Origin of the sequence: Pseudoblastomonas aquimaris (assembly GCF_035481675.1) — a bacterium.
GTDB lineage: Bacteria > Pseudomonadota > Alphaproteobacteria > Sphingomonadales > Sphingomonadaceae > Alteriqipengyuania_B.
This window is the reverse complement of the sequence record NZ_JAYJJW010000001.1, coordinates 1,746,592-1,769,107: the sequence shown is the minus strand read 5'-3', so window position 1 is coordinate 1,769,107 and position 22,516 is coordinate 1,746,592. Positions and strand designations below refer to the sequence as shown.

The window sequence follows — 22,516 nt, the reverse complement described above, 5'->3', positions numbered from 1 at the left end:
CCTTTCTTGCAAAGGAACAGCGGATGGCGCGCGCTGCGGTTCCGGCCCATCCGGCGCCTGTCAGCGGCGGCGGTAGCGGAAGTACCAGACCTCGTGCCCGAACACGGTGCGCGCCTTGTGTTCGTAGCGCGTTTCGCACCAGCCGCCGGGCCGGTTTTCCCAGCTCGCGCGGTCCTCCGCCAGCCATTCGAATTCACCGGTGAAGCGCTGCATCACCATCAGCGCGTGGCGCAGGTAGATGTCGTGATCGGTGCCGAAGCGGAATTCGCCACCGGGCCTCAGCTTGTCGGCGATCATCCGCACCGGCCCGTCGTTCATCATCCGGCGCTTGGCATGGCGCGCCTTGGGCCAGGGATCGGGATGGAGGAGGTAGACGAAGCTGAGCGATCCGTCGGGGATGCGCTCCAGCACTTCCAGCGCGTCGCCGTGCTGCAGCCGTACGTTGGCGAGCCCCATGTCGCGGACATGGCCGAGTGCGCCTGCCACGCCGTTAAGGAACGGCTCGGCGCCGATGAAGCCGTGATTGGGGAGCAAGTCCGCGCGATAGGCCAAGTGCTCGCCGGCGCCGAAGCCGATCTCGAAATGGAGCGGGCAATCCTCCCCGAACAGGCGGCGCGCGGTAATCTCGCCATCGTCGGGCACCGCGATCTGCGGGAGCAGTCGGTCGACGAGCTCCTGCTGGGCCTTGCGCAGCGGCTTGCCCTGGCTGCGGCCGTACAGCCTGCCGATGGTCGTCGGATCGCCTTCCTTGTGTGCGCTCATGGCGCTGCGCGCTAGGCCCGCGGCCCGGCTATGTCCAGTCAGTCGGGGCGGCTTTCCAGCCAGGCTTTCGCCCATTCGATCTGGTCGGTCACGCCTTCGGGATAAGCCACGTCGACCGGCACGCCGACATTGTCGAAAGGCTCTTCCGGCAATCGCATGGAGCGGGTCATCGGCCAGTAAAGCTCGAAATCGCCCGAGGGCGCGAGTTTTTCGATCATGTTGGAATAATCGATGACGCCGGCGGTGGGCGCGCCGAGCAGCGTCACCTTGCGGCTGAAGCGCGCATCCATCACGAACTGGTCGCCGGAGGAAGCGGCACCTTCGGTCAGGATGCCGACGCGCTTGGGAAATCCGTAGACCTGCGGGAAGGTTTCGATCTGGAAACCCTCTTCCAGCATGGGAACCCATTCCTCCCCGCTCGCTGCCGCCCGGTCGAGGATGGATTTCACCCATGCATGGACTTCCGCCGGATACTCGCCTGCATCGACATTGGCCTGCAGCGTCGCCATGTTGCGCGGCGTCGCGCGGATGGCAGGGGCGATGGAGTATATCGGGCGGGTGTAGAGATACGCCATCAACGGCTCGTATGCGCCATCCCGGCCGCCATTGTTGCCGCGCAGGTCGATCAGCAGATTGGGCGTGCTGGTGATCGCATCGTGGTGCTCGGCCAGCAGCGCGGCGATCGCATCGGTGTTCTCGTTGTAGAAGTTCGGCATCCGCACCATGATCGTATCGGGCGAAAGGCGTGTGACGGCGAATTCATTGCTGAGAGCGGGCGTGTAGGTGAAGGTGCGGCCAGGCCGTGCCTGATCGGCCCACGGATTGGCAGGGGAGACGATTTTCGACCGGGTGCCGAGGTGATCGTCTTCGAACCATTCGAGCATCATGCCGATCGCCCACAGGCGAGCCGCAGGGTTCTCGGCGATCCGCTCTCGTGCCAGATCGACTTCGCGGGCGAACTCTTCTTCGCGACCCTCGATCTTGGTCGGCCAGCCCGCATAGTCTTTTTCGAGAACGTCGAGGACGAAGGCGAGATCCGCCTCGTGCTCTGGTGCGATGACGGGATCCTGCGCGGAGGCGTGGCTTGCGAAGGCCAGCAGCAGGACGGCGAGCGCGGCAGCGGCACGTTGGCGTGCCCATCGCGCAAGATGGGTTTTCATATGAATGATTTACGCCCGATTCGCGTAAGCTCAAAGCGGAATCGTCTGCACCCGACCAACCGCAACGAAAAGCGCCCGAGGCACAAAGCCCCGGGCGCACTCCCGTCAGAAAATTCCATCTCCCGGATCGCTTGCGATCCCAGCGAGCGACCGCTCGCCGCGGCCACTGCCGCGAACGAAATCAAGCCGCTTCGGCCTGCTCGTCCGGGTCGCGCAGCACGTAGCCGCGGCCCCACACGGTTTCGATGTAATTGTCGCCGCCGCACGCGTGGCTCAATTTCTTGCGCAGCTTGCAGATGAAGACGTCGATGATCTTGAGTTCGGGTTCGTCCATGCCGCCGTACAGGTGGTTGAGGAACATTTCCTTGGTCAGCGTGGTGCCCTTGCGAAGCGAGAGCAGCTCCAGCATCGCATATTCCTTGCCGGTCAGGTGGACGCGGGCGCCGTCGACTTCGACGGTTTTCGCATCGAGGTTCACGGCGAGCTTGCCGGTGCGGATGACCGACTGGCTGTGGCCCTTCGAACGGCGCACCACGGCGTGGATACGGGCGACCAGTTCTTCGCGGTGGAAGGGCTTGGTCACGTAATCGTCGGCACCGAAGCCGAAGCTGCGGATCTTGGAATCCATCTCGGAAATGCCCGACAGGATCAGGACCGGCGTCTGCACCTTGGCGACGCGCAGTTTCTTCAGCACGTCATAGCCGTGCATGTCGGGCAGGTTCAGGTCGAGCAGGATGATATCGTAATCATACAGCTTGCCCAGATCGAGGCCTTCCTCGCCAAGATCGGTGGTGTAGACATTGAAGCCTTCCGTCGTGAGCATGAGCTCGATCGCTTTCGCGGTCGTCGGCTCGTCCTCGATCAGCAGCACCCTCATATCCGGTCCCCTAATTCTCCCCGGCAACCGTGCCGGTAACCCCATGGCAAACAGTCTTGCCGCTTGTTAACCACACAAGGTGTGAAAGAAAAAGGTTAACAACGGGTAACCGGAGGCTGAGTTTTTATGCTGAGTCTTTCGGGTCACACCCTTGTTTCGGATTTCCTCGGCGCAGTTCCCTTCGCCGGGACTTCGTTCCGGCTGCGGGGCACCTGCGGGCGGCCGCTTGGCCTTTGGTGGCGCCTTTGCGCCGCTAGGGGTAGCGACGTGCTTCCTTAACCCAGCTTCTTGGCGCGGCGGCGTTGCACGCTGCTGCCGATGCCGGCCGCCTCACGATACTTGGCCACTGTGCGCCTGGCGATGTCGAAGCCTTCGGCCTTGAGCAGTTCGACCAGCTTGTCGTCCGACAGGATCTTTTTCGGATCTTCCGCATCGGTCAGCGCCTGGATGCGCGCCTTCACCGCTTCCGCACTGGCACCTTCGCCGTCCGAGCTGGAGACGCCGCTGCTGAAGAAATACTTCAGCTCGAACGTGCCGCGGTCGCAATGCAGGTACTTGTTGCTGGTCACGCGGCTGACCGTGCTTTCGTGCATGTCGATCGCCTCGGCCACTTCGCGCAAGGTGAGGGGGCGCAGCTGCGACACGCCCTTGCGGAAGAAGCCTTCCTGCAGCTTCACGATTTCCTCACTCACTTTCAGGATGGTCTTCTGCCGCTGGTCGAGCGCCTTGATGAGCCAGTTCGCATCGGCCAGCTTCTCGCCCAGCCAGGCGCGGCTTTCCTTGTCGCTCGCGCCGTTCTTGAGGTCGAGATAATAGTCGCGGTTGACCACCAGCCGGGGCAGCGTCGCGGCGTTCAGGCGAATACGCCAGCCCGCATCCTGCGCGGAAATCAGCACGTCGGGCACCACCGCGCCTGCGGTGTTGTCGCCGAACTTCAGGCCCGGTTTCGGGTCGTATCCGCGGATTTCGGCGATCATGTCGGCGAAATCCTCGTCGTCGACGCCGCAGAAGCGCTTCAGCCTGGCGATATCGCCCCGGGCGATCAGGTCGAGGTTTTCGAGCAGCGCTTCCATGCACGGGTCGAAGCGGTCGGCCTCCTTCGCTTGCAGGGCGAGGCATTCGGCAAGGCTGCGCGCGCCGACGCCCGTGGGATCGAGCGATTGCAGCACTTCCAGCGCCGCCTCCACCTCGTGCTCCTGCGCGCCCAGTTCGCCGACGATGTGCCGCAGCGGGGTGGCAAGATAGCCCGCCTCGTCGAGCAGCCCGATCATGTGCGCGGCGATGAAGGCGGTGCGCGCATCAGGCGACGCCGCGCCCACTTGCGCGTGCAAGTGTTCGGCCAGCGTCGGCCCGCCGTCGCCCTGTTCGGCGATGTCGGGCCCTTCCTCGCCATAGGATGCACTCGCTGCGCCGAAGTCGCCCGTATCGCGGTCGCGGTCGAGACTGTCGGGATCGATGTCGAGCGCGCTGTCGCCCTCCATCGAATTGTCGGCGGCGGTCTCTTCTGCCGGAGGCGCGTCGTCGACCCCATCTTCGCGCCGGACTTCGCCCGCTTCGAGCAGCGGATTGCTTTCCAGCGCGTCCGAAATGAAGCTCTCGATTTCGAGGTTCGACAGCGCCAGCAGCTTGATCGCCTGCTGCAGCTGCGGCGTCATCACCAGCGATTGCGACTGGCGCAGGTCGAGCCGTGGGCCCAGTGCCATGATCAGCGCCCCGTTGGCAGGCTCACAGCGTGAACTCTTCGCCGAGGTAGAGGCGGCGCACGTTCTCGTCGGCGACAAGCTCGTGCGGCGTGCCTGCAAACAGAACTTCGCCGCCATAGATGATGCAGGCGCGGTCGACGATCTCGAGCGTTTCGCGCACGTTGTGGTCGGTGATAAGCACGCCGATCCCGCGCGTCTTGAGGTCAACCACCAGGTCGCGGATGTCGCTGATCGACAGCGGGTCGATCCCGGCGAAAGGTTCGTCCAGCAGCATGATCGAAGGCTTGGCCGCCAGCGCGCGCGCGATTTCGCAGCGCCGCCGCTCGCCGCCCGAAAGCGCCATCGCGGCACTCTCGCGCAGGCGTGTGAGGCCGAATTCGTCGAGCAGGCGCTCCAGCTCCTTCTCGCGGAATTCGCGGTCGGGCTCGACCATTTCAAGGACGCTGGCGATGTTCTGTTCCACCGTCATGCCGCGAAAGATGCTGGTTTCCTGCGGCAGGTAGCCGAGGCCCAGGATCGCGCGGCGATACATCGGCAACTTCGTCACATCGACGCCGTCCATCAGGATGCGTCCGGCATCGGGGCGCACCAGGCCCATGATGGAATAGAAACAGGTCGTCTTGCCCGCGCCGTTGGGGCCGAGCAGGCCGAGCACCTCGCCCTTGCCCACGGTGAGCGAGATATCGGTAAGGACCTGCTTCTTGTCGTAGCTCTTGGCGATGGAGACGACTTCCAGCCCGCCCTGCGGAATGGGCGGGGCGGCGCTGGCCGGGATGTCGGCCATGGCCGGGCTGGCACCGGCGGACGGGGCGTCGTCGAGAGCACTCATGCGAAGCGCCTTAGCATGCTCGGCGGCGCTGAAAAGCCTTGCCGGCGCTGATTGGCCCGAAACGTGCTTAACCGCCGATGGCAGCAGCCCGAATGGCCGTTCAGCCGCGACCGCCCTGATTGCGCTGCAGGTTGGCGAGGGCTTCACGCAGGGCGCGTTCGCTTTCCTCGAAGTCCATTTTCGGACGTGCCGGCTGCGCCGTTTCGGTGGGCTGGCGGGCGAAGGGCACCGTGTTGTCGGGCGTCTCGTCCTGCGGCTCGAACGTTTCTTCCGCGATAGGAGCCGGGGCCGCAGCGAAATCGCCCTGTCCCGGGAATACGACCATCGGCTGATCGTCTTCATCTTCTTCCGGCAGGTCGATACGGATCGGCTCGGCCTTGGCGTCCGCGAACGGATTGCGCATCGCCAGCAGCGAGCTGTAGCCACCGTCTTCCTCGTCCTCGGCATATTCCTCGTCGTCGAAATCCTCGGCGTCGAACGCATCCCCGAAGTTCACCGGGATCATGGCGGCGGGCAATTTGGTGACGCCTGCTTGCGGTCGCTCGCCTGCGGTTGCTTCGGCGGGCTGCGGCTCGTCGGTCTTGAAGTCGAGACGCGGGGAAAGATGCGCGGCTTCAACGGCGTGCAGCGGCAGCGAGAAATCGAGTGCGGAGAGGTCGATATCGCCCTCCTCCTCGAAATTATCGGCATTCATGCTGTCCGGCACCGGCGCGGTAGTGGCAGGCTCGCTTGCCACCTCGGCACGGGGCGAGGGCCGGTCGCGCAGGGCGGCGCCGAGACGCTCGACCAGGTCGCCCAGCGGCGCGTCGGCGAGTGTCTCGCGGGTTTCGTCCAACCGTTCTTCGGCCGCCGCCTGTGCTTCTTCTGCGCGAGCGGCCTCCTCGGCCTCGCGTTCTTCACGGGCGAGGCGTTCGGCCTCCTCGCGAGCGGCGGCTTCGGCCTCCTCGCGCGCACGGGCCTCCGCCGCAGCGGCTTCGCGCTGCGCGGCGAGCGACGGGGCGGCAAAGGCGAGGGGTGCGTCTTCGGCGTGGTCCTCGTCGTCGCCCTCGTCACCCTGATCGATCACTGCGGACAGAGGATCGGCGAGCATCGAGGGGGGCGGCGCGGCAAAATCCTGCGCAGGCGGCTCGGCGAAGGGGGCGCTTGCATCATCGGCGGGCGGTGTGAAGGGCGCGGATGCCGGCGCGGCGAAATCGGACGGCGGCTCGCTGTCCGCTGCGCCGAAAACCTGCCGGGTGTCTTGCACGGCTTCCTCGGCGGGGTCTTCTTGCGCGGACATGACGGCGAAGTCCTGGATGGGTTCGGCAGGCGCTGCTGCCGCCGGTGTCTCGTTGCGGAAAGCGGCCATCGGGTCCTCGTCGTGAGTCTGTTCAGGCGTAGGTTCGGGCGTGGGTTCGGTCATGGCCTGGGGCTCGCTTTCGAATTCCTGCGGGGGCGCGAAGGCGCCGAGTTCCAGCGCATCGTCCTCGTAATCGTCCTCGTGCACTTCGAGTTCGAAAGGCTCGTCCGCCGCAGCGCTCATGCCGACGGGAAGTGCGGGTGCCGGCTGGGAGCGGGCGAAGGCGCCGACCGGGTCGGCGATAGCGACCGGCGCGACAGGTTCCGGGTCGGAAGATACCGTGGCTTCGAGGATGTACTGCGGTCCGACAGGACCGGTCGCATCCTCGCCGAAATCGACCTGCGCTTCCGCGCTCTCGTCGAATTCGCCGCCGGGGACGGGGACGGTGTAGAGGAATTCGCTCGGCGTGCTGCTCTCGTCTGTTACCGCTAGGGCCCGGCGGCGACCGGGCAGGGTCGCACGGCCGAATTCCTTGGGATCGGTGCGTTCGGCGGGTTCGTCGTCGGCCGGCGCGGGCGATTCGATGCGGTCCGCCTCGATCTCGTCGACATTGAGCGGCTGCGGCACTGCGAGGCCGCGGGTCTCGGCCACGCGGCGGACCTTGGGCGCTTTCGGCGCGGACTGCATGCCGGCGACCTTGCGGGCCAGCAGGAAGCCGAGGATCGCGCCGAGCAGTGCGGCGGTCCCGCCCAGCAGCATCCGGGCCGTCAGCCCCAGCGGCGGCGCGGCTGCGGGCACGATGGCCGGCAGGCCGGTCGCGGCGATTACTCGTTCGAGCAACGCTGCGGGAAGCACGAGGAACCCGATGCCGAGCAGGGCGGCGAACCACAGTGCAACGATCGCAGGAAATGCGGGATGCGTGGCAACCGACGGCCTTGCCGCCTTGCGCTCCGCTCCGTTCTTCGCAGTCTTGCCCACCAAATCAGCCTTTCGTCCAGGTGCGCGGCCTATGCGGCAGCGCTTGCGACCCCGGAATTCGGCCCTGGAGCTAGCAAGGCTTGGTAAACATCCTGATAACGCTGACTGTTGCGGGCCCAATCGTGGCGTTCGGCGACATGGCGTTTTGCCGCGGCGCGAATGGCGGGCCAGCTGTCCTTGCGGTCGATCAGGGCGGCAAGGCTTGCGGCGAGTGCGGCGGGATCGTCGGGCGCGAACAGCACGCCGGTCTCGCCGTCCGTCATCAATTCGCGGTGCCCGCCGATGTCAGAGGCTGCGACCAGCTTGTCCTGCGCCATCGCCTCCAGCGGCTTCAGCGGCGTGACCAGTTCCGTCAGGCGGCTGGCCTTGCGCGGATAGGCCATGATGTCGGCGAGCGCGTAATAGCGCGGAACTTCCCCATGCGGCACGCGGCCGGTGAAGACGATGCTGTCCGAGGCGGTGGAGGCGGCGGCCTGCGCCTTCAGCGCCGCCTCTTCCTGCCCCCCGCCGACCAGCAGCAGCTTCGCTTCGGGATGGGCATTCACCAGCGCGGGCATGGCAGCGATCAGGTCGTCTATCCCTTCGTAGGGATAGAAACTGCCGATGAAAGCGATGACCGGACCTTCGCCAAGGCCCAGCTCCTGTGCCAGCGCATCGTCACGCGGCGCCGCTTCGCCGAACAGCGCAAGGTCGACCCCGTTGGGCATGATGCCGATCTTGCCGCCGTTGTGCCCGCGCGCGACGAGGTCTTCGCGCAGGCCCTTGCAGATGGTGAAGACCGCATCGACCCCGGCGACGGCGCGGTTCTCCAGCTCCCGCGTAAGGCGATACTTGAGCGATTGGTCGCGCCCCGTCCCGTTCTCCACCGCGGCGTCTTCCCAGAAGGCGCGGATTTCGTAGACGACCGGGATCCCCAGCGACCGGCCGGCGCGGATCGCGGCGAGACCGTTGAGCGCCGGGGAATGGGCGTGCAGCACGTCGGGCTTCAAGTCGCGGGCGACGCGCTCGATCGCGCGGGCAAGCGCGCCGATCTCGCGCCATTCGCGCAAGCCCGGCGGGCCCTTGGCGACGCCGTTCGTGCGATGGAAGGCGAGGCCGTCGACCTCCTCCTCGCGCGGGCCGGGCTCCGGATGGCGCAGGCCGGTGATCCCCGCCACGTCCAGTCCGCTCGCCGCCTGCGCGTGCATGATCGCCCGCGTGCGGAACGTGTAGCCCGAATGGACGGGCAGCGAGTGGTCGAGGACATGGAGGATGCGAGGGAGGATGCGGGTCATGACCCGATGCGATCTGCCACAGTTTGCTTAACGCGCCGTCAACCGCCCGGTGGTAGGCCGCCCGGGTGATCGACTATCTCGCCATCGGTGTGAGCCATGCGCTCATTCTTTACGTCTGCTGGCGGCTGCTGCTGCGCGACGACCTGGACGATGGCACCGTCGTGCCGCCCGAAGCCGCGGGGGAAATGTCTGCGAGGATGAGCGCCGGGGCCCGCCACAGGGCGGCGATGGCGGAACGCGATACGGCGGACGGGAAGGACGGCGGCGATGCTTGACCTCGCTCTCGTCCTCTTCGTGCTCGGCCTGATAGCGCTGGGCTTGCGGCGCCCCTTCATCTGGGTGCTCGCCTATCTCTACGTCGACATCGTCGCGCCGCAGAAGATCGGCTGGACGCTGATGCCCTCGCTCAAAATCTCGCTGGTCACCTTCGTGCTGGCGTTCGGCGGCTGGCTGTTGTTCGACAACAAGCACGGCAGCCGCCTGTCGGTGCGCATGGGGCTGATGTTCGCGCTGCTGGCGTGGTGCGCTTTTACGACGAGCTTTGCGGATTTCCCTGAAGCGGCGGCGGAAAAATGGTCGTGGGTGTGGAAGTCGATGCTGTTCGCGCTGTTCCTGCCCTTGGCTCTCCGGACCAAGCTGCGGCTGGAGGCGGCGGTGACCGTGCTCGTCCTGTCGATGAGCGCGATCGTGATTTCCGGCGGCATCAAGACGATCTTCGGCGGCGGCGGTTACGGCGTCCTCGTTACGCTGACGCAGGACAATTCGGGCATTTACGAAGGCAGTACGCTGTCGACGGCGGCCATCGCGGTGATCCCGCTGATCTGGTGGGTGGCGCGCCACACCACCCTGCTGCCCGCCCGCCACCGGCTCACCATGCTCTATGCCGCGGGCATGACCTTTGCCTGCCTGCTGATCCCGGTGGGCACCTCCACCCGCACGGGCCTGCTGTGCATCGCGGTTCTCGGCCTGCTGCTGCTGCGCACGGTCAAGCACCGCTTCCTCTATATCGGCGCGGCGGCGGCGCTGGGGCTGGTGTCGCTGCCCTTCCTGCCGAGCAGCTTCCAGGAGCGGATGGGCACGATTACGAGCTACCAAGCCGACGAAAGCGCCTCCACCCGCGTGCAGGTGTGGAAATGGACGCTCGATTTCGTGAGCGATAAGCCACTCGGCGGCGGGTTCGACGCCTTCCTCGGCAACAGCTTCACTTACGAGACGGTGGAGAAAGTCGACGTCGGCGGCGGCGTGGTCGAGATGCAGCGGCAGGAAGTGACCGACGAAGGCCGCGCCTTCCATTCCGCCTATTTCGAGGTCCTGGGCGAGCAGGGCTTCGTCGGCTTCGGCCTGTGGGCGCTGCTCCACCTGACCGGGCTTGTCGGCATGGAGCGATTGAGGCGCAGGCTGCGCAAGTCGGGCGATCCGGCGATGGCGCGCTGGGCCGCGCTCGCAAATGCGCTGCAACAGGTGCAGATCGTCTTCCTGTTCGGTTCGCTGTTCGTGGGCATCGCCTACCAGCCCTTCATCCTGATCGTCCTGTCGATGCAGATCGCGCTGGCACATACGATCCGCAGCGACGATGCCCGGCTGGCTGAGGAGGAGCGCAAGGCACGGCTGGCGCAGCACCGGGCGCGCAAAATGCCCGGGCAGGTTCCCGGCGGAGCGCCCGCGTGATCGCGCCGCCCCTGCCGCAGGGCGGGCGGACCGCGATCCCGCAGTTGCACCAGCTGACGGGGCTGCGCGGTATCGCGGCGTGGTTCGTGGTGTTCTACCACATCCGGCTGGCAAGCCTGGACCTGTTTCCGGGCGACGTTATCGCGGTGTTCGCCCGCGGCTACCTCGCCGTGGACCTTTTCTTCATGCTGTCGGGCTTCGTCATGTGGCTCAATTACGGCGCGAGGCTGCGCAGCGAGGGCTGGGGCGGCGCGCCGGCCTTCTGGTGGAAACGGATCGCGCGCATCTGGCCGCTGCACATGGCGGTTCTCGCCGGGATGATAGCCTTCGTCGCGGTGCTGGTTGCAACCGGCAGGCCGACAGAAGGATACCCGATCGCGGAACTGCCGCTGCACATCCTATTGCTGCAGAACTGGGGTTTCACGCACGAACTCAGCTGGAACCACCCGGCATGGTCGATCAGCACGGAACTCGCTGCCTACATCGTATTCCCCGCACTCGTGCTCGCCGCGCGGTGGGAGCGGCTGCGACCCGGCGCGCTGAGTGCGTTGCTGGCCCTGCTGCTCGCTGCTCTATGGGCCGTGTTCGCGGCGAATGGCCACGACCGGCTGGGGCAGGACATCGCCGGGCTCGGCCTGTGGCGCTGCCTGCTGGGCTTCGCCGCCGGGATGGTCTTGGCGCTTGTCTGGCAGGCCTTGTCGGCGCGCGGCAGCGGTCCCTTGATCCCCGCCCTGGCCGCAATTGCGGCACTGGCGGCTGGGTTCGGTCTCGGCTTGCCGGAGACCGCCTTCGCCCCTGCCGCCTTCGCGTGCGTCCTGCTGGCGCTGGCAATGGATCGCGGCACCGCCAGCCGGCTGCTCGGCAGCGCGCCGCTGCGCTGGCTGGGCGACGTATCGTACGCGACCTACCTCACGCATTTCTTCCTGTTCATCCTGTTCAAGATCGCCTTTGTCGATGATGGCGGCCAGCTGACCGCGAGCGCGCTCGCGCTGTTCCTCGTGCTGGTGCTGGCGGTGTCGGCGGCGGCCTTCCACCTGTTCGAGAAGCCCGCCCAGCGCTGGATGAACGCGCGCCGCCCGCGCCTGTTCGGCGGAACGCCCGCCCGCCTGCCGAATTGATTCATCGATAGAAGCGCCGCCAGACGCCCGATGGGGCGCGCCAGCATGCCGTAACGTCGCCGCAAACGCATTTGCGTGGGCGGGCGTGCTGGGCCATGAAGCGCGCAATCCCGCGCGACTCAGCGCAAGATCGGCAGGAAAAGGAGAGAGGCATGAGCCCCCAGGACATCGCAGCCAAGCTCGGCGAAAACATCGGCACCAGCGAATGGGTCGAAATGAGCCAGGAACGCATCAACCAGTTTGCGGAGGCGACCGGCGACCACCAGTTCATCCACGTGAACGAGGAAGCGGCCAAGATGACGCCTTTCGGCGGCACCATCGCCCATGGCTTCCTGACCCTGTCGATGATCCCGTACCTGACCGCGGAAAGCGACGTTCCCCGGCCAGACGGCATCAAGATGGCCGTCAACTACGGCGGCAACAAGACGCGCTTCATCAACCCAGTGCGCAGCGGCAAGAAGATCCGCGGCCACTGGAAGCTGACCGAAATGACCGAGAAGCGCCCCGGCCAGTGGCAGCAGGCATGCGAGATCACCATCGAGATCGAAGGCGAGGAAAAGCCCGCCCTGATCACCGAATGGATGACGATGTACTTCGTTTGATCGCCGCGAGCCGCGAACATCCCAGAACCATAAAGGAATACCCCCATGTCACGTGACGCAGTCATCGTCTCCACCGCCCGCACCGCCATCGGCCGCGCCTACAAGGGCGGCTTCAACGACACGAAGGGCGCCACGCTCGGCGCCTATTCGCTGAAACCCGCGATGGAACGCGCCGGGATCGATCCGGGCGAGGTGGACGACGTGCTGTGGGGCGCCGCGTTGCAGCAGGGCGCGCAGGCCGGCAATCTCGGCCGCCAGGTCGCGCTGCGGGCGGGCTGCCCCATCGGCGTGTCCGGCATGACCATCGACCGCCAGTGCTCCAGCGGCCTGATGAGCATCGCTACCGCGGCCAAGCAGATCATTACCGACCGGATGGACATCGTCGCCGCCGGCGGCCAGGAATCGATCAGTCTGGTGCAGACGCCGGAAATGCGCGTCATGCCCGACCCCGAACTGATGGCGATGCACGGCGCGATCTACATGCCGATGCTCAACACCGCGGAAACCGTGGCCAAGCGCTATGGCATCAGCCGCGAGGCGCAGGACGAATACGCGCTGCAGAGCCAGCAGCGCACCGCCGCCGCGCAGGCCGCGGGCAAGTTCGATGACGAGATCGTCCCCGTCACCACCACGCACAAAGTTAAGGACCGCGAAACCGGCGAAGTCAGCGATGTCGAAGTCACCATCGACAAGGACGAGGGCAACCGTCCCGAAACCACGCTGGAAGGCCTGTCGAACCTGAAGCCCGTCATGGGCGAAGGCATGACCATCACTGCGGGCAACGCAAGCCAGCTGTCCGACGGCTCCAGCGCCAGCGTGCTGATGGAAGCCAAGGTTGCCGAAAAGCGCGGCCTGACGCCGCTCGGCCGCTACGTCGGCATGGCGGTCGCCGGGACGGAGCCGGACGAAATGGGCATCGGCCCGATCTTCGCCATTCCCAAGCTGCTCGAACGCTTCGACCTCAAGGTCGACGACATCGGCCTGTGGGAGCTGAACGAAGCCTTCGCGGTGCAGGTGCTTTACTGCCGCGACAAACTGGGCATCGACAACGACCTGCTCAACGTCAACGGCGGCTCGATCTCCATCGGCCACCCCTACGGCATGACCGGGGCGCGCTGCACCGGCCACGCGCTGATCGAAGGCAAGCGTCGCGGCGCGAAATACGTCGTCGTGACCATGTGCGTCGGCGGCGGCATGGGCGCAGCGGGACTGTTCGAAGTCCTCTAAGGCGCCAGTATTTCTACATAATCGGGCGGCATCCGGGAAACCGGATGCCGCCCGGTTCGTATATAACATATGGCAAAAACGAACCCGCGCGCTCGGATGATTTCCGTGGCAGCCTCGCTCGCCCTGATGGCGGCGGCGGGGTGCGACACGAGAAACGTTCCGGATGCCGATACGGAACAGGCGAATGCGACCGGTGCGCCGATTTCCGGGCGCGTGCCCGCTTCGGCGCCGATGGGCCGCAATTCGTCCGCCTACACCATCTTGGATCTCGACGCGTGCAATGTGACGGCTTCCGAAAGCGAAGAGGGCCAATGGGCCGAGCGGACCTGCCCCGGCTATCGCGGGATCCCAATTTTCGTCGATGACGGCGACGGTCGGTTCGACATCGATGCCGGCGTGCGCGGAGAAGGCTTCCAGACCATCGGGGCCTTCAACAATCCACCTGAAACGATCGAATGGCGGCTGGAAGACGGCGCGCCGTTCGCCATTATCTACCGCCTCGCGGATGCTACCGAACAGGGGCAGGGCCGCACGGTGCTGATGGTCGAACGCATCGGGACGGTGGAGCAGGCCGGCTGCACGATCGGACAGGTCGCGGGCAGCGCGGAAAAGGCCAATCGCCGGGCGCGCGAACTGGCCGATAGGATCGCTGCCGGTTTCGATTGCACCGGCGCCGAACCGCAGCTTGTCGGCGAGGACGCACTCTAGGCACGCGCATCGGGCTTGTCAGCACCGCGGCGGCGGCGCATCGTGCCGCGCCATGGGCATCATGGAAATCATCGGGCTGGCCGGAAGCGTCAGCCTGCTCGCCGGGTGGCGGCTCTACCTTTGCGTGTTCGCCACCGGCCTCGCCATGCGGCTGGGGGCGATCCCGCTGCCCGACCATCTCGCCTCGCTCGACGTGCTGGCCAATCCGTGGGTGATGGGCATCGTTGCCATCGGCGCGCTGGCGGAGTTCTTCGCCGATAAGGTCATGTGGCTCGACAGCGTGTGGGACACGGTCCACACGCTGGTGCGGCCGGTGGGCGGCGCGCTGCTGGCGCTGGCCATCGTCGATCCCGCAGACCCCGCGATGCAGGTTATCGCCTTTCTGCTCGGCGGAGGCGGCGCCTTGCTGGCCCACGGCGGCAAGGCGAGCGCGCGGGCAGTCGTCAACACCAGCCCTGAGCCGGTCAGCAATGTCGCGGTCTCGGCCATGGAGGACGTGGCGACGGCGGGCCTGCTGTACCTCGCCTACGAATACCCGGTCGCGGCCGGGGTCATCGCACTGATCCTCCTCGCGCTGGTAATCTGGCTACTGATCGCCGCGCGCCGCGTCATCCGCCACATCTTCGGCTTCGGCAAGCCGCAGCAGCCTCCGCCAACAGGCTGAACGGTCAAATTTTTTCGTCCGCATCCCCCTTGAGGGTGATTGTGCGGGCGCAATCGTGCCTATTACTTGGCGGCCCTCGATAACAGGGGGTTTCGACGATGACATTCAAGACACGTGCGAGGCACGCCATGGTGGCGTGCACGGCAAGCGCGGCGCTGGCCGTTTCGGGCTGCGCCAACATGGGGGCAGGCGGATATCTTGGCGCGCTTGCCGGCGGTGCAGCGCTGGGCGATTCGATGGACTCCGGCGATGGGCTGATGACGCTAGTGTGGGCGGTTGCCGGCATGTCGCTCGGCGCTGCCATGGGTAACGGCGCATTGACGCCCGGCGAGCTGGCCCAAGGCATGGCCGATGCCCAGCGCAACATGGAAGCGGAGGAAGCGGCCCGCTACCTGCCGCCTGGCGGCTATAGCGATAGCGATTCCAGCGATACGTCCACTTCTTCGTCGAGCTCGACAAGCAGTGCCAGCAGGTCGGGCGGAACGGCGCGCCTCAGTTCGCCGTCGACATCGGATGATGGGCTGGATCGAACGATCAAGAAATGGGTGTGGTGTCAGGCGCGGGGTGGAGTGACGGTGCAACGTGCCGGTCAGAGCTGGGTGTCCAGTATCGGACTGGTCGAAGTGTCTTACCGCGACATGCGCGAAACCGGTCTCCATTTCCAGGAAGGTGCCGAAGTCAAATGGCGCGAATATCTGCGTGAAGCCAAGGGGGTCACGCCGGATTACCTGCTTTGCTCGACCTATGACGAGGAGTATTTCGATTTCGCACGAAGCCGAATGGACGAATATTCCGCTAATCTCCGTGATGGCACCGAAATGAACTACACGCTGTACAATCCTACCTGGGCGTATCCCAACTGAGCGAAGAAGCTCAGCTCGACTGAGGGTAGCCCGATGGCGGCGGACGCCTAGTCCCGGCTGTTCGCCGCCATCCATTCCTCAACCACGGGCGCGATCTGTTCGCGCCACTTGCTGCCGTTGAAAATGCCGTAATGGCCCGCGCCGAGGGCGAGGTGGTATTTCTTCTGCTTGATCGACAGGCCGGGCGTGATGTCGAGCGCGGCGCGCGTCTGGCCGATGCCGGAAATATCGTCACGCTCGCCCTCGATAGCCAGGATCGCGGTGTCGGTGATGGCGCCGAGGTCCACCAGTTCGCCGCGGTGCATAAATTCGCCCTTCGGCAGCGAGTGCTTCTGGAACACCTCCTCCACCGTCTGGAGGTAGAATTCCGCCGTCATGTCGCAGACGCTGCGGTATTCCTCGTAGAAATCCTTGGTCTTCTCCGCGCTCTCGTCGTCGCCGGCGCGCAGGTGTTTGAACATCTCGTAATGGCTCATCATGTGCTCGCCCAGGTTCATGGTCATGAACCCGGCCAGCTGCAGGAAGCCCGGATAGACGCGCCGTCCCGCGCCTTCGTATTGCAGCGGCACTGTGGCGATCACCTGCGTGCGAAACCACGCGAGCGGGCGCTGCATGGCAAGGTCGTTGACGGTGGTGGGCGACTGGCGCGTGTCGATGGGCCCGCCCATCATGGTCAGCGTCGCGGGGCGGTTGGGATCGCCCGCCTTGGCCATCACCGCCGTTGCCGCCAGCGCGGGGACGCTGGGCTGGCACACGGCGAGCATGTGCGCATCCGGCCCGATCACGCCGAGGAAGTCGATCAGGTAATCGATGTAATCGTCGAGGTCGAAACTGCCCTTGTCGATATTGACGCTGCGCGCATCGGCCCAGTCGGTGACCCAGACTTCCGCGCTTTCCACCATCCGCGCGACCGTGCCGCGCAGCAGCGTGGCGTAATGCCCGCTCATCGGGGCGACGATCAGCAAGCGGGGCGCATCTTCGGGCAGGCCGTCGCGCTTGAAATGCCTGAGGTCGCCGAACGCGCGGCGCTCGACCACGGTTTCGGTCACTGCCATATCCTTCCCGTCCACGGGGACGGTCTCGATACCGAAGGCGGGCTTGCCGTAGCTTGCCGATGCATGGGAAAACACGTCGAGCGCGCTCGCCATCATCGGCGTGAAACCGAGGTACCCGAGCGGGTTGCGCGGATTAGTCAGCCACTGCGCGCTGACAGCCGCCCAGGCGCTGGCGCCGGACAGGAACTGCCGCTGCATCTCGTAAGCGTTGTAAAGCACTGTAATCCCCTGCTGGCCGCGCGAACTGGCGCTCGCGGGCGGTTCGTACCCGCTATGTGGCGCTTTGCGTTTCATTGTGCAATGCAGCAGCGCCCGATTTGCTCCGGCGAATGTGGCTTGTATCGGCGGCGCAAGGCCCCAGCTTTGCAGCGGCCAACCGCTGATGTAAGGCGCCCGTAATGCCCGAAACCCAAGACCAGCCAGAGCCGGACGCCGGCGCCATCGATGCCGCTGCGGCCAAGCCTGCGCGCTCGATCGGGCCGCTGGCGATGGTATGGAAGGCGGCGCTGGCCTATCCCTCCAAGCTGGCGCTGGCGGGCGCGGCGCTGCTGGTGACGGCCTCTGCCACGCTGGCGATACCGGCGGGCTTCAAGCTGATTATCGACCGCGGCTTTGCCGAGGGCGGCGATCCCGCCGATATCGGGCGCTGGTTCGAATATTTGCTGCTGATCGTGGTGGTGCTGGCCATCGGCACGGCATTGCGCTTCTATTTCGTGAGCTGGCTGGGCGAGCGCGTGGTCGCCGACATCCGCACCGACGTGCAGAAGAACCTGCTGCGCCTATCGCCCGGCTTCTTCGAGGAAAATTCGCCGAGCGAGATCGCCAGCCGCCTGACCGCCGATACCGCGCTGATCGAGCAGGTCGTGGGCACCACCGTGTCGGTCGCGCTGCGCAACATCATCATGGGCATCGGCGGGACGATCTACCTGTTCACGCTGGCGCCGCAGCTCACCCTCGGCCTCGTCATCGGTATCCCGCTGATCGTGCTGCCCATCGCGTGGTTCGGGCGGCGCATCCGCTCCGTCTCGCGGTCGAGCCAGGACCGGATCGCCGATGTCGGCTCGATGGTGGCGGAAACGCTCGGCGCGATGAAGATCGTCCAGGGCTTCAACCAGGAAGCGCGCGAACAGGCCCGCTTCGCCGGCGCGGTGGAGCGCACCTTCGACACGGCCCGGCGGCGTATCCTGCTACGCAGCGCGATGACCGCGATCATCATCCTGTTCATTTTCGGGGCGATCACCCTGTTGATGTGGCGCGGCGCGATCGGCGTGGCCGAAGGCACGATCAGCGGCGGCACCATCGCCGCCTTCGTGCTGACCGGCGGGCTGGTGGCGGGGGCATTCGGCGCGCTGACCGAGGTCTATGGCGAGCTGCTGCGCGGGGCCGGCGCGGCCAGCCGCCTCAACGAACTGATGAAGGAAGAACCGGCGATCAAGGCGCCTGCGCGCCCGCAGGCCCTGCCGCAGCCGCCGCGCGGGTCATTGTCCTTCCGCAACGTTACTTTCCGCTATCCCACGCGGCCCGACACGCCCGCGCTGGCCGATTTCAGCCTGACGGTGGAGCCTGGCGAAACCGTGGCGCTGGTGGGCCCGTCGGGGGCGGGCAAGTCGACCGTGTTCCAGCTGGCCGAGCGGTTCTACGATCCGCAGGCGGGCACCGTCAGGCTCGACGGAATTCCGCTCACCGCCGCAGATCCCGCCGACATCCGTCGCCGTTTCGCATTGGTGCCGCAGGATGGCCGCCTGTTCGCGGCCAGCGCGCGCGACAACTTGCGCTATGGCAACTGGGACGCGAGCGACGCGATGATCTGGGAAGCGTCGGAGGCAGCGCATGCCAGCCGCTTCCTGCGCGACCTGCCGGAAGGGCTGGATTCGCAGCTGGGCGAAGGCGGCGCGCGCCTCTCCGGCGGGCAGCGCCAGCGCATCGCCATCGCTCGGGCGTTGCTGCGCGATGCGCCGATCCTGCTGCTGGACGAGGCGACCAGCGCGCTCGATGCGGAAAGCGAACGCGCGGTGCAGGCGGCGCTCGACACGCTGATGCTGGACCGCACCACGCTGGTCATCGCCCACCGCCTCGCCACAGTTCGCGCCGCCGACCGGATCGTGGTGATGGACGAAGGCCGGATCGTGGAGCAGGGCACCCATGCGGAGCTCAATGCGGCAGGCGGTCTCTATGCGCGCCTCGCCTCGCTGCAATTCCAGGACGCCGCCTGAGCCCCCGAGTTCGAGCCGCTTCGACGAACAGCACCGGTTCATCGACGAAGCGTTAGAGAATACGGCAGTTTGCCGCTATTCTCGCGCGCATGCGCGCCGGCGGGGGTCCGGCGCGAGAATCTTTAGGGACAAGGATATTTCTATGCTTCGTACAATGCTCGCCGCGGGCGCCTCGCTCGCCGCGCTGGCCATGGCCGCACCCGCGCTCGCCCAGGACGGCGAAAGCACCACGCCGGAAATGGATTTCGGTAGCTGGGGCGTGCAGCCCGAACTGCTCGACCAGTCGGTCGATCCGGGCGACGACTTCTTCGACTACGTCAACGGCAAGTGGATCGACGCGAACCCGATCCCGTCCGAATATTCGCGCTTCGGTGCCTTCACCCTGCTCGGCGAGAAGTCGCGCGACGATGTGAAGGCGCTGGTCGACGAGCTGGAAGACGGCGATTTCGCCGCCGGCAGCACCGAGGCCCGCATCGCCACCGCCTACAAGTCCTACCTCGACACCGACGCGATCGATGCCGCCGGCATGGCACCGGCCTATCCGTATCTCGGCGAAATCTACGGCGCTTCGAACCTGACCGAGCTGGCTGCCGTGATGGCGAAGCCCGGCATGCCTTCCCTCATCGGCGGCGGCGTGACCGTGGATAGCAAGGACCCGGACACCTACATCGTGGGCGTCGGCTTCGACGGCATGGGCCTGCCGGACCGCGACTACTACCTCGTCGATAACGAGCGTAACACCGCGATCCGTACCGCCTACATGGATTACCTCACCTTCCTGCTGGACAAGGCCGGTTACGCCGATGCGGCGACCACTGCGCAGGCAGTTTATGCCTTCGAAAAGCAGGTCGCCGTGCTGGAATGGGACCGCACCATGCTGCGCAACGCGGATCTCACCTATAACAAGCTGACCCGCGCGGAACTGGACGCGGCGACGGAAGGCTTCCCGCTCGCCACCATGCTCAATGCGATGGACCTGGGCGACGTCGATGCCTTCGACGTCAGCCAGATGCCGCCGACCGCCGAAGAGATCGAGACGCTCGGACTCACGGCAGAAGACCTCGCCAAGATGGGCGGCGGCCTGCCGGCAATGGCGAAGCTGATCGCAAGCACCGACCTGCCGGTGCTGCAGGCCTATCTCGCCAAGACCTTCATCAGCAACAACGCCTCGGTCCTGCCGAGCGACATCGACGAGGCGAACTTCGCCTTCTTCGGCAAGACGCTGTCGGGCGCGCAGGAACAGCAGCCGCGCTGGAAGCGTGCGATCGCGGCGACGCAGGGCATGCTCGGCGAACAGCTGGGCAAGGTCTATGTCGAGCGGTACTTCCCCGCTGCCAGCAAGGAAGCGATGGACGAACTGGTCGCCAACCTGCGGCTCGCCATGGCGGACAGCATCGAGGAAAACGACTGGATGACGGCGGAAACGAAGGCGCAGGCCCTCGCCAAGCTGAATTCGTTCAATCCCAAGATCGGCTACCCCGACAGCTTCGAAACCTATGACGGGCTGACGATCACGTCCGACCCGCTGGCCAACCGCATGGCGGCGGCCGAATGGGGCATGAAGGACAACCTTTCCAAGCTCGGCACCGAAGTCGACAAGACCGAATGGTTCATGCTGCCGCAGACGGTGAACGCCTATTACAACCCGGTCTTCAACGAGATCGTGTTCCCGGCCGCCATCCTGCAGCAGCCGTTCTTCGGCGCCAGCGCCGACCCGGCCGTGAACTATGGCGCCATCGGCGGCGTGATCGGCCACGAAATCGGCCACGGTTTCGACGACCAGGGCGCGAAATACGATGCCACCGGCACGCTGCGCGACTGGTGGCAGCCGGAAGACAAGGCCCGCTTCACCGAGCTCGGCGATGCGCTGGCCGCCCAGTACGATGCCTATTGCCCCTATGACGACGGCGAGACCTGCGTGAACGGCCGCTTCACGCTGGGCGAGAACATCGGCGACGTCGGCGGGCTCAGCCTTGCCTACCGCGCCTACAAGCTGTCGCTGAACGGGGAAGAGGCACCGGTGATCGACGGCCTGACCGGCGACCAGCGCTTCTTCCTCGCCTGGGCGCAGGTGTGGCGTTCCATGCAGCGCGAGGAAATCGGCCGGCAGCGCCTGCAGGTCGATCCGCACAGCCCGGAAGAGTACCGCGTGAACGGCGTGGTCCGGAACATCGACGCCTGGTACGATGCCTTCGGTGTCACCCCGGACGATGAACTGTACTTGCCGCCGGAAGAGCGCGTGAAGATCTGGTAAGCCTTCGCTTTTCCGATTAATCGCCGTTTGCGGGCCCGGGTCGCTTGACTCGGGCCCGCTTCGCTTTGAGGGGGTGCGCCCATGAACACCACGCTGACCGCAATCCTCCTCGGCATTGTCGAGGGCCTGACCGAATTCGTGCCCGTTTCCTCGACCGGGCACCTGATCCTGGCCTCCGAACTGTTCGGCTACGACGCCGCGCAGTGGGCCATGTTCAACGTGGTCATCCAGCTGGGCGCGATCCTGGCGGTGGTCTACCAGTACTGGCCCACCTTCTGGAACGCCGGGATGGGGGTGCTGAAGCTGGAAAGCGAAGGGCTGCGCTTCGCCCGTAACATCATCCTCGCCTTCGTGCCGTCGGCCATCCTCGGCCTTGCGCTGAAGGATTATATCGACATCATGCTCGGCAGCCCGTCGATCGTGGCGTGGGCGTTGATCATCGGCGGCATCGCCATCCTGGGCATCGAGAAAGTCGCCAACCCGCGCGGCGACACCAAGGTGGCCGACCTCCCCATGAAGCAGGTGATCGGCGTGGGCCTTGCCCAGTGCCTTGCCATGGTGCCGGGCGTCAGCCGCAGCGGCGCGACGATTATGGGCGCGCTTGCGATGGGCATCAATCGCAAGACTGCGGCGGAGTTTTCCTTCTTCCTCGCGGTGCCGACGATGATCGGGGCAACCACCCTGGAACTGATCCAGAAGGGCGACGAGCTGACTGCCGGCACGATGACCGTAGGCTGGTACGAAATCGCCATCGGTTTCGCGGTCAGTTTCGTGGTCGCGCTGGTCGTGATCCGGGCCTTCGTCGCCTATGTCTCCAAGCACGGTTTCGCGCCGTTTGCGTGGTACCGGATCGTGATCGGCGCCGCCGCCGTCGCGTGGCTGGCGCTTCGTTAACAAGCCCGTCCGGGAACACCGCCGCGCGGAACCCATTGTCACCATTCGACGTTATGGAATCACGTAACGCAAGAAAGGTGTCATGGGCATAGCCGTCCTCATATTGCTGGGTGCCGCGATCGGGTGGGCGATGTCCATCGGGTTTGCGGTCGACCGGACCGAAGGCATCGGCTTGTACGCCGGGGCGGCCGCCGCGGGCGCGCTGGTCTTTCCGATCCTGACGCACGCCGTTTTCGGCACCAGCAATGTCTTTGCCGGCATCGTCGGTCTGGGGGCACTCGCCGCGGCGACCATAGGCTCGGTCCTCGCTGTATTCGCCTTGCGCTTTGCGAAGAACCGCACGCTCGCCTGAGCCGCAGGGCCCACTTCACATTCCGCGAAATCGCGT

20 protein-coding genes are annotated in these 22,516 nt (G+C 65.9%); 12 read left to right on the top strand and 8 right to left on the bottom strand.

Features of this window, described 5'->3' with window-relative positions; all coding sequences use genetic code 11:
* Nucleotides 1–60: 60 nt before the first annotated feature.
* The 7 genes from trmB to VCJ71_RS08755 all read right to left on the bottom strand — a co-directional run bounded on the left by trmB (nucleotide 61) and on the right by VCJ71_RS08755 (nucleotide 8,862).
* Nucleotides 61–762: a tRNA (guanine(46)-N(7))-methyltransferase TrmB gene (trmB, locus tag VCJ71_RS08785; protein ID WP_324640571.1), complete on the bottom strand. Its 702-nt coding sequence runs from the start codon at nucleotides 760–762 to the stop codon at nucleotides 61–63.
* A gap of 38 nt (nucleotides 763–800) precedes the next feature.
* Nucleotides 801–1,922 (bottom strand): S41 family peptidase, encoded by a 1,122-nt coding sequence (locus tag VCJ71_RS08780; protein ID WP_324640570.1) that lies wholly within the window; start codon nucleotides 1,920–1,922, stop codon nucleotides 801–803.
* Between the two features lie 181 nt (nucleotides 1,923–2,103).
* Nucleotides 2,104–2,799: a response regulator transcription factor CtrA gene (ctrA, locus tag VCJ71_RS08775; RefSeq protein WP_324640568.1), complete on the bottom strand. Its 696-nt coding sequence runs from the start codon at nucleotides 2,797–2,799 to the stop codon at nucleotides 2,104–2,106.
* Nucleotides 2,800–3,074: 275 nt separating this feature from the next.
* Nucleotides 3,075–4,502 (bottom strand): RNA polymerase factor sigma-54, encoded by a 1,428-nt coding sequence (rpoN, locus tag VCJ71_RS08770; protein ID WP_324640567.1) that lies wholly within the window; start codon nucleotides 4,500–4,502, stop codon nucleotides 3,075–3,077.
* Nucleotides 4,503–4,524: 22 nt separating this feature from the next.
* Nucleotides 4,525–5,286 (bottom strand): LPS export ABC transporter ATP-binding protein, encoded by a 762-nt coding sequence (gene lptB / locus VCJ71_RS08765; RefSeq protein ID WP_416379163.1) that lies wholly within the window; start codon nucleotides 5,284–5,286, stop codon nucleotides 4,525–4,527.
* Nucleotides 5,287–5,431: 145 nt separating this feature from the next.
* Nucleotides 5,432–7,588, bottom strand: coding sequence for a hypothetical protein (locus tag VCJ71_RS08760; RefSeq protein WP_324640563.1), 2,157 nt, complete (start codon nucleotides 7,586–7,588; stop codon nucleotides 5,432–5,434).
* A gap of 29 nt (nucleotides 7,589–7,617) precedes the next feature.
* Complete coding sequence (locus tag VCJ71_RS08755) at nucleotides 7,618–8,862, bottom strand: TIGR04063 family PEP-CTERM/XrtA system glycosyltransferase (protein ID WP_324640562.1); 1,245 nt, start codon at nucleotides 8,860–8,862, stop codon at nucleotides 7,618–7,620.
* 65 nt (nucleotides 8,863–8,927) lie between these two features.
* Here VCJ71_RS08755 and VCJ71_RS08750 point away from each other — a divergent pair, with 65 nt between their 5' ends.
* The 8 genes from VCJ71_RS08750 (at nucleotide 8,928) to VCJ71_RS08715 (ending at nucleotide 15,712) form a co-directional block, all read left to right on the top strand.
* On the top strand, nucleotides 8,928–9,137 hold the full coding sequence (locus VCJ71_RS08750) for a hypothetical protein (RefSeq protein WP_324640560.1): 210 nt from the start codon (nucleotides 8,928–8,930) through the stop codon (nucleotides 9,135–9,137).
* Complete coding sequence (locus tag VCJ71_RS08745; protein ID WP_324640559.1) at nucleotides 9,130–10,530, top strand: putative O-glycosylation ligase, exosortase A system-associated; 1,401 nt, start codon at nucleotides 9,130–9,132, stop codon at nucleotides 10,528–10,530. The genes VCJ71_RS08750 and VCJ71_RS08745 overlap by 8 nt, the downstream gene beginning before the upstream one ends.
* Complete coding sequence (locus VCJ71_RS08740) at nucleotides 10,527–11,648, top strand: acyltransferase family protein (RefSeq protein WP_324640557.1); 1,122 nt, start codon at nucleotides 10,527–10,529, stop codon at nucleotides 11,646–11,648. The genes VCJ71_RS08745 and VCJ71_RS08740 overlap by 4 nt, the downstream gene beginning before the upstream one ends.
* A gap of 152 nt (nucleotides 11,649–11,800) precedes the next feature.
* Entirely contained in the window at nucleotides 11,801–12,250 is a 450-nt protein-coding gene (locus VCJ71_RS08735) for a MaoC family dehydratase (RefSeq protein WP_324640555.1), read from the top strand.
* A gap of 45 nt (nucleotides 12,251–12,295) precedes the next feature.
* Nucleotides 12,296–13,477 (top strand): acetyl-CoA C-acyltransferase, encoded by a 1,182-nt coding sequence (locus tag VCJ71_RS08730; protein ID WP_324640554.1) that lies wholly within the window; start codon nucleotides 12,296–12,298, stop codon nucleotides 13,475–13,477.
* A gap of 105 nt (nucleotides 13,478–13,582) precedes the next feature.
* On the top strand, nucleotides 13,583–14,185 hold the full coding sequence (locus VCJ71_RS08725; RefSeq protein WP_324640551.1) for a hypothetical protein: 603 nt from the start codon (nucleotides 13,583–13,585) through the stop codon (nucleotides 14,183–14,185).
* Between the two features lie 52 nt (nucleotides 14,186–14,237).
* Complete coding sequence (locus VCJ71_RS08720; RefSeq protein WP_324640550.1) at nucleotides 14,238–14,849, top strand: DUF4126 domain-containing protein; 612 nt, start codon at nucleotides 14,238–14,240, stop codon at nucleotides 14,847–14,849.
* A 98-nt stretch (nucleotides 14,850–14,947) separates the two neighbouring features.
* Nucleotides 14,948–15,712 (top strand): hypothetical protein, encoded by a 765-nt coding sequence (locus VCJ71_RS08715; protein ID WP_324640549.1) that lies wholly within the window; start codon nucleotides 14,948–14,950, stop codon nucleotides 15,710–15,712.
* A gap of 47 nt (nucleotides 15,713–15,759) precedes the next feature.
* On the opposite strand, the gene VCJ71_RS08710 is transcribed toward VCJ71_RS08715, so the two are convergent.
* Nucleotides 15,760–16,986 (bottom strand): polyhydroxyalkanoate depolymerase, encoded by a 1,227-nt coding sequence (locus tag VCJ71_RS08710; protein ID WP_324640913.1) that lies wholly within the window; start codon nucleotides 16,984–16,986, stop codon nucleotides 15,760–15,762.
* A gap of 179 nt (nucleotides 16,987–17,165) precedes the next feature.
* Between VCJ71_RS08710 and VCJ71_RS08705 the strand changes: the two genes are divergently transcribed.
* From VCJ71_RS08705 to VCJ71_RS08690, 4 genes are all read left to right on the top strand, one after another.
* On the top strand, nucleotides 17,166–18,980 hold the full coding sequence (locus tag VCJ71_RS08705) for an ABC transporter transmembrane domain-containing protein (RefSeq protein ID WP_324640547.1): 1,815 nt from the start codon (nucleotides 17,166–17,168) through the stop codon (nucleotides 18,978–18,980).
* Nucleotides 18,981–19,122: 142 nt separating this feature from the next.
* Nucleotides 19,123–21,234, top strand: coding sequence for a M13 family metallopeptidase (locus tag VCJ71_RS08700; protein WP_324640545.1), 2,112 nt, complete (start codon nucleotides 19,123–19,125; stop codon nucleotides 21,232–21,234).
* An 81-nt stretch (nucleotides 21,235–21,315) separates the two neighbouring features.
* On the top strand, nucleotides 21,316–22,128 hold the full coding sequence (locus VCJ71_RS08695) for an undecaprenyl-diphosphate phosphatase (RefSeq protein ID WP_324640543.1): 813 nt from the start codon (nucleotides 21,316–21,318) through the stop codon (nucleotides 22,126–22,128).
* Between the two features lie 82 nt (nucleotides 22,129–22,210).
* Complete coding sequence (locus tag VCJ71_RS08690; protein ID WP_324640541.1) at nucleotides 22,211–22,480, top strand: hypothetical protein; 270 nt, start codon at nucleotides 22,211–22,213, stop codon at nucleotides 22,478–22,480.
* The last annotated feature ends 36 nt before the right edge of the window (nucleotides 22,481–22,516 follow it).

What these genes read in the sequence shown, in the direction of transcription:
- trmB (WP_324640571.1), bottom strand. Translation starts at nt 762, where the DNA reads ATGAGCGCACACAAGGAAGGCGATCCGACGACCATCGGCAGGCTGTAC.
- VCJ71_RS08780 (WP_324640570.1), bottom strand. Translation starts at nt 1,922, where the DNA reads ATGAAAACCCATCTTGCGCGATGGGCACGCCAACGTGCCGCTGCCGCG.
- ctrA (WP_324640568.1), bottom strand. Translation starts at nt 2,799, where the DNA reads ATGAGGGTGCTGCTGATCGAGGACGAGCCGACGACCGCGAAAGCGATC.
- rpoN (WP_324640567.1), bottom strand. Translation starts at nt 4,502, where the DNA reads ATGGCACTGGGCCCACGGCTCGACCTGCGCCAGTCGCAATCGCTGGTG.
- lptB (WP_416379163.1), bottom strand. Translation starts at nt 5,286, where the DNA reads ATGGCCGACATCCCGGCCAGCGCCGCCCCGCCCATTCCGCAGGGCGGG.
- VCJ71_RS08755 (WP_324640562.1), bottom strand. Translation starts at nt 8,862, where the DNA reads ATGACCCGCATCCTCCCTCGCATCCTCCATGTCCTCGACCACTCGCTG.
- VCJ71_RS08745 (WP_324640559.1), top strand. Translation starts at nt 9,130, where the DNA reads ATGCTTGACCTCGCTCTCGTCCTCTTCGTGCTCGGCCTGATAGCGCTG.
- VCJ71_RS08735 (WP_324640555.1), top strand. Translation starts at nt 11,801, where the DNA reads ATGAGCCCCCAGGACATCGCAGCCAAGCTCGGCGAAAACATCGGCACC.
- VCJ71_RS08730 (WP_324640554.1), top strand. Translation starts at nt 12,296, where the DNA reads ATGTCACGTGACGCAGTCATCGTCTCCACCGCCCGCACCGCCATCGGC.
- VCJ71_RS08720 (WP_324640550.1), top strand. Translation starts at nt 14,238, where the DNA reads ATGGGCATCATGGAAATCATCGGGCTGGCCGGAAGCGTCAGCCTGCTC.
- VCJ71_RS08715 (WP_324640549.1), top strand. Translation starts at nt 14,948, where the DNA reads ATGACATTCAAGACACGTGCGAGGCACGCCATGGTGGCGTGCACGGCA.
- VCJ71_RS08705 (WP_324640547.1), top strand. Translation starts at nt 17,166, where the DNA reads ATGCCCGAAACCCAAGACCAGCCAGAGCCGGACGCCGGCGCCATCGAT.
- VCJ71_RS08700 (WP_324640545.1), top strand. Translation starts at nt 19,123, where the DNA reads ATGCTTCGTACAATGCTCGCCGCGGGCGCCTCGCTCGCCGCGCTGGCC.
- VCJ71_RS08695 (WP_324640543.1), top strand. Translation starts at nt 21,316, where the DNA reads ATGAACACCACGCTGACCGCAATCCTCCTCGGCATTGTCGAGGGCCTG.
- VCJ71_RS08690 (WP_324640541.1), top strand. Translation starts at nt 22,211, where the DNA reads ATGGGCATAGCCGTCCTCATATTGCTGGGTGCCGCGATCGGGTGGGCG.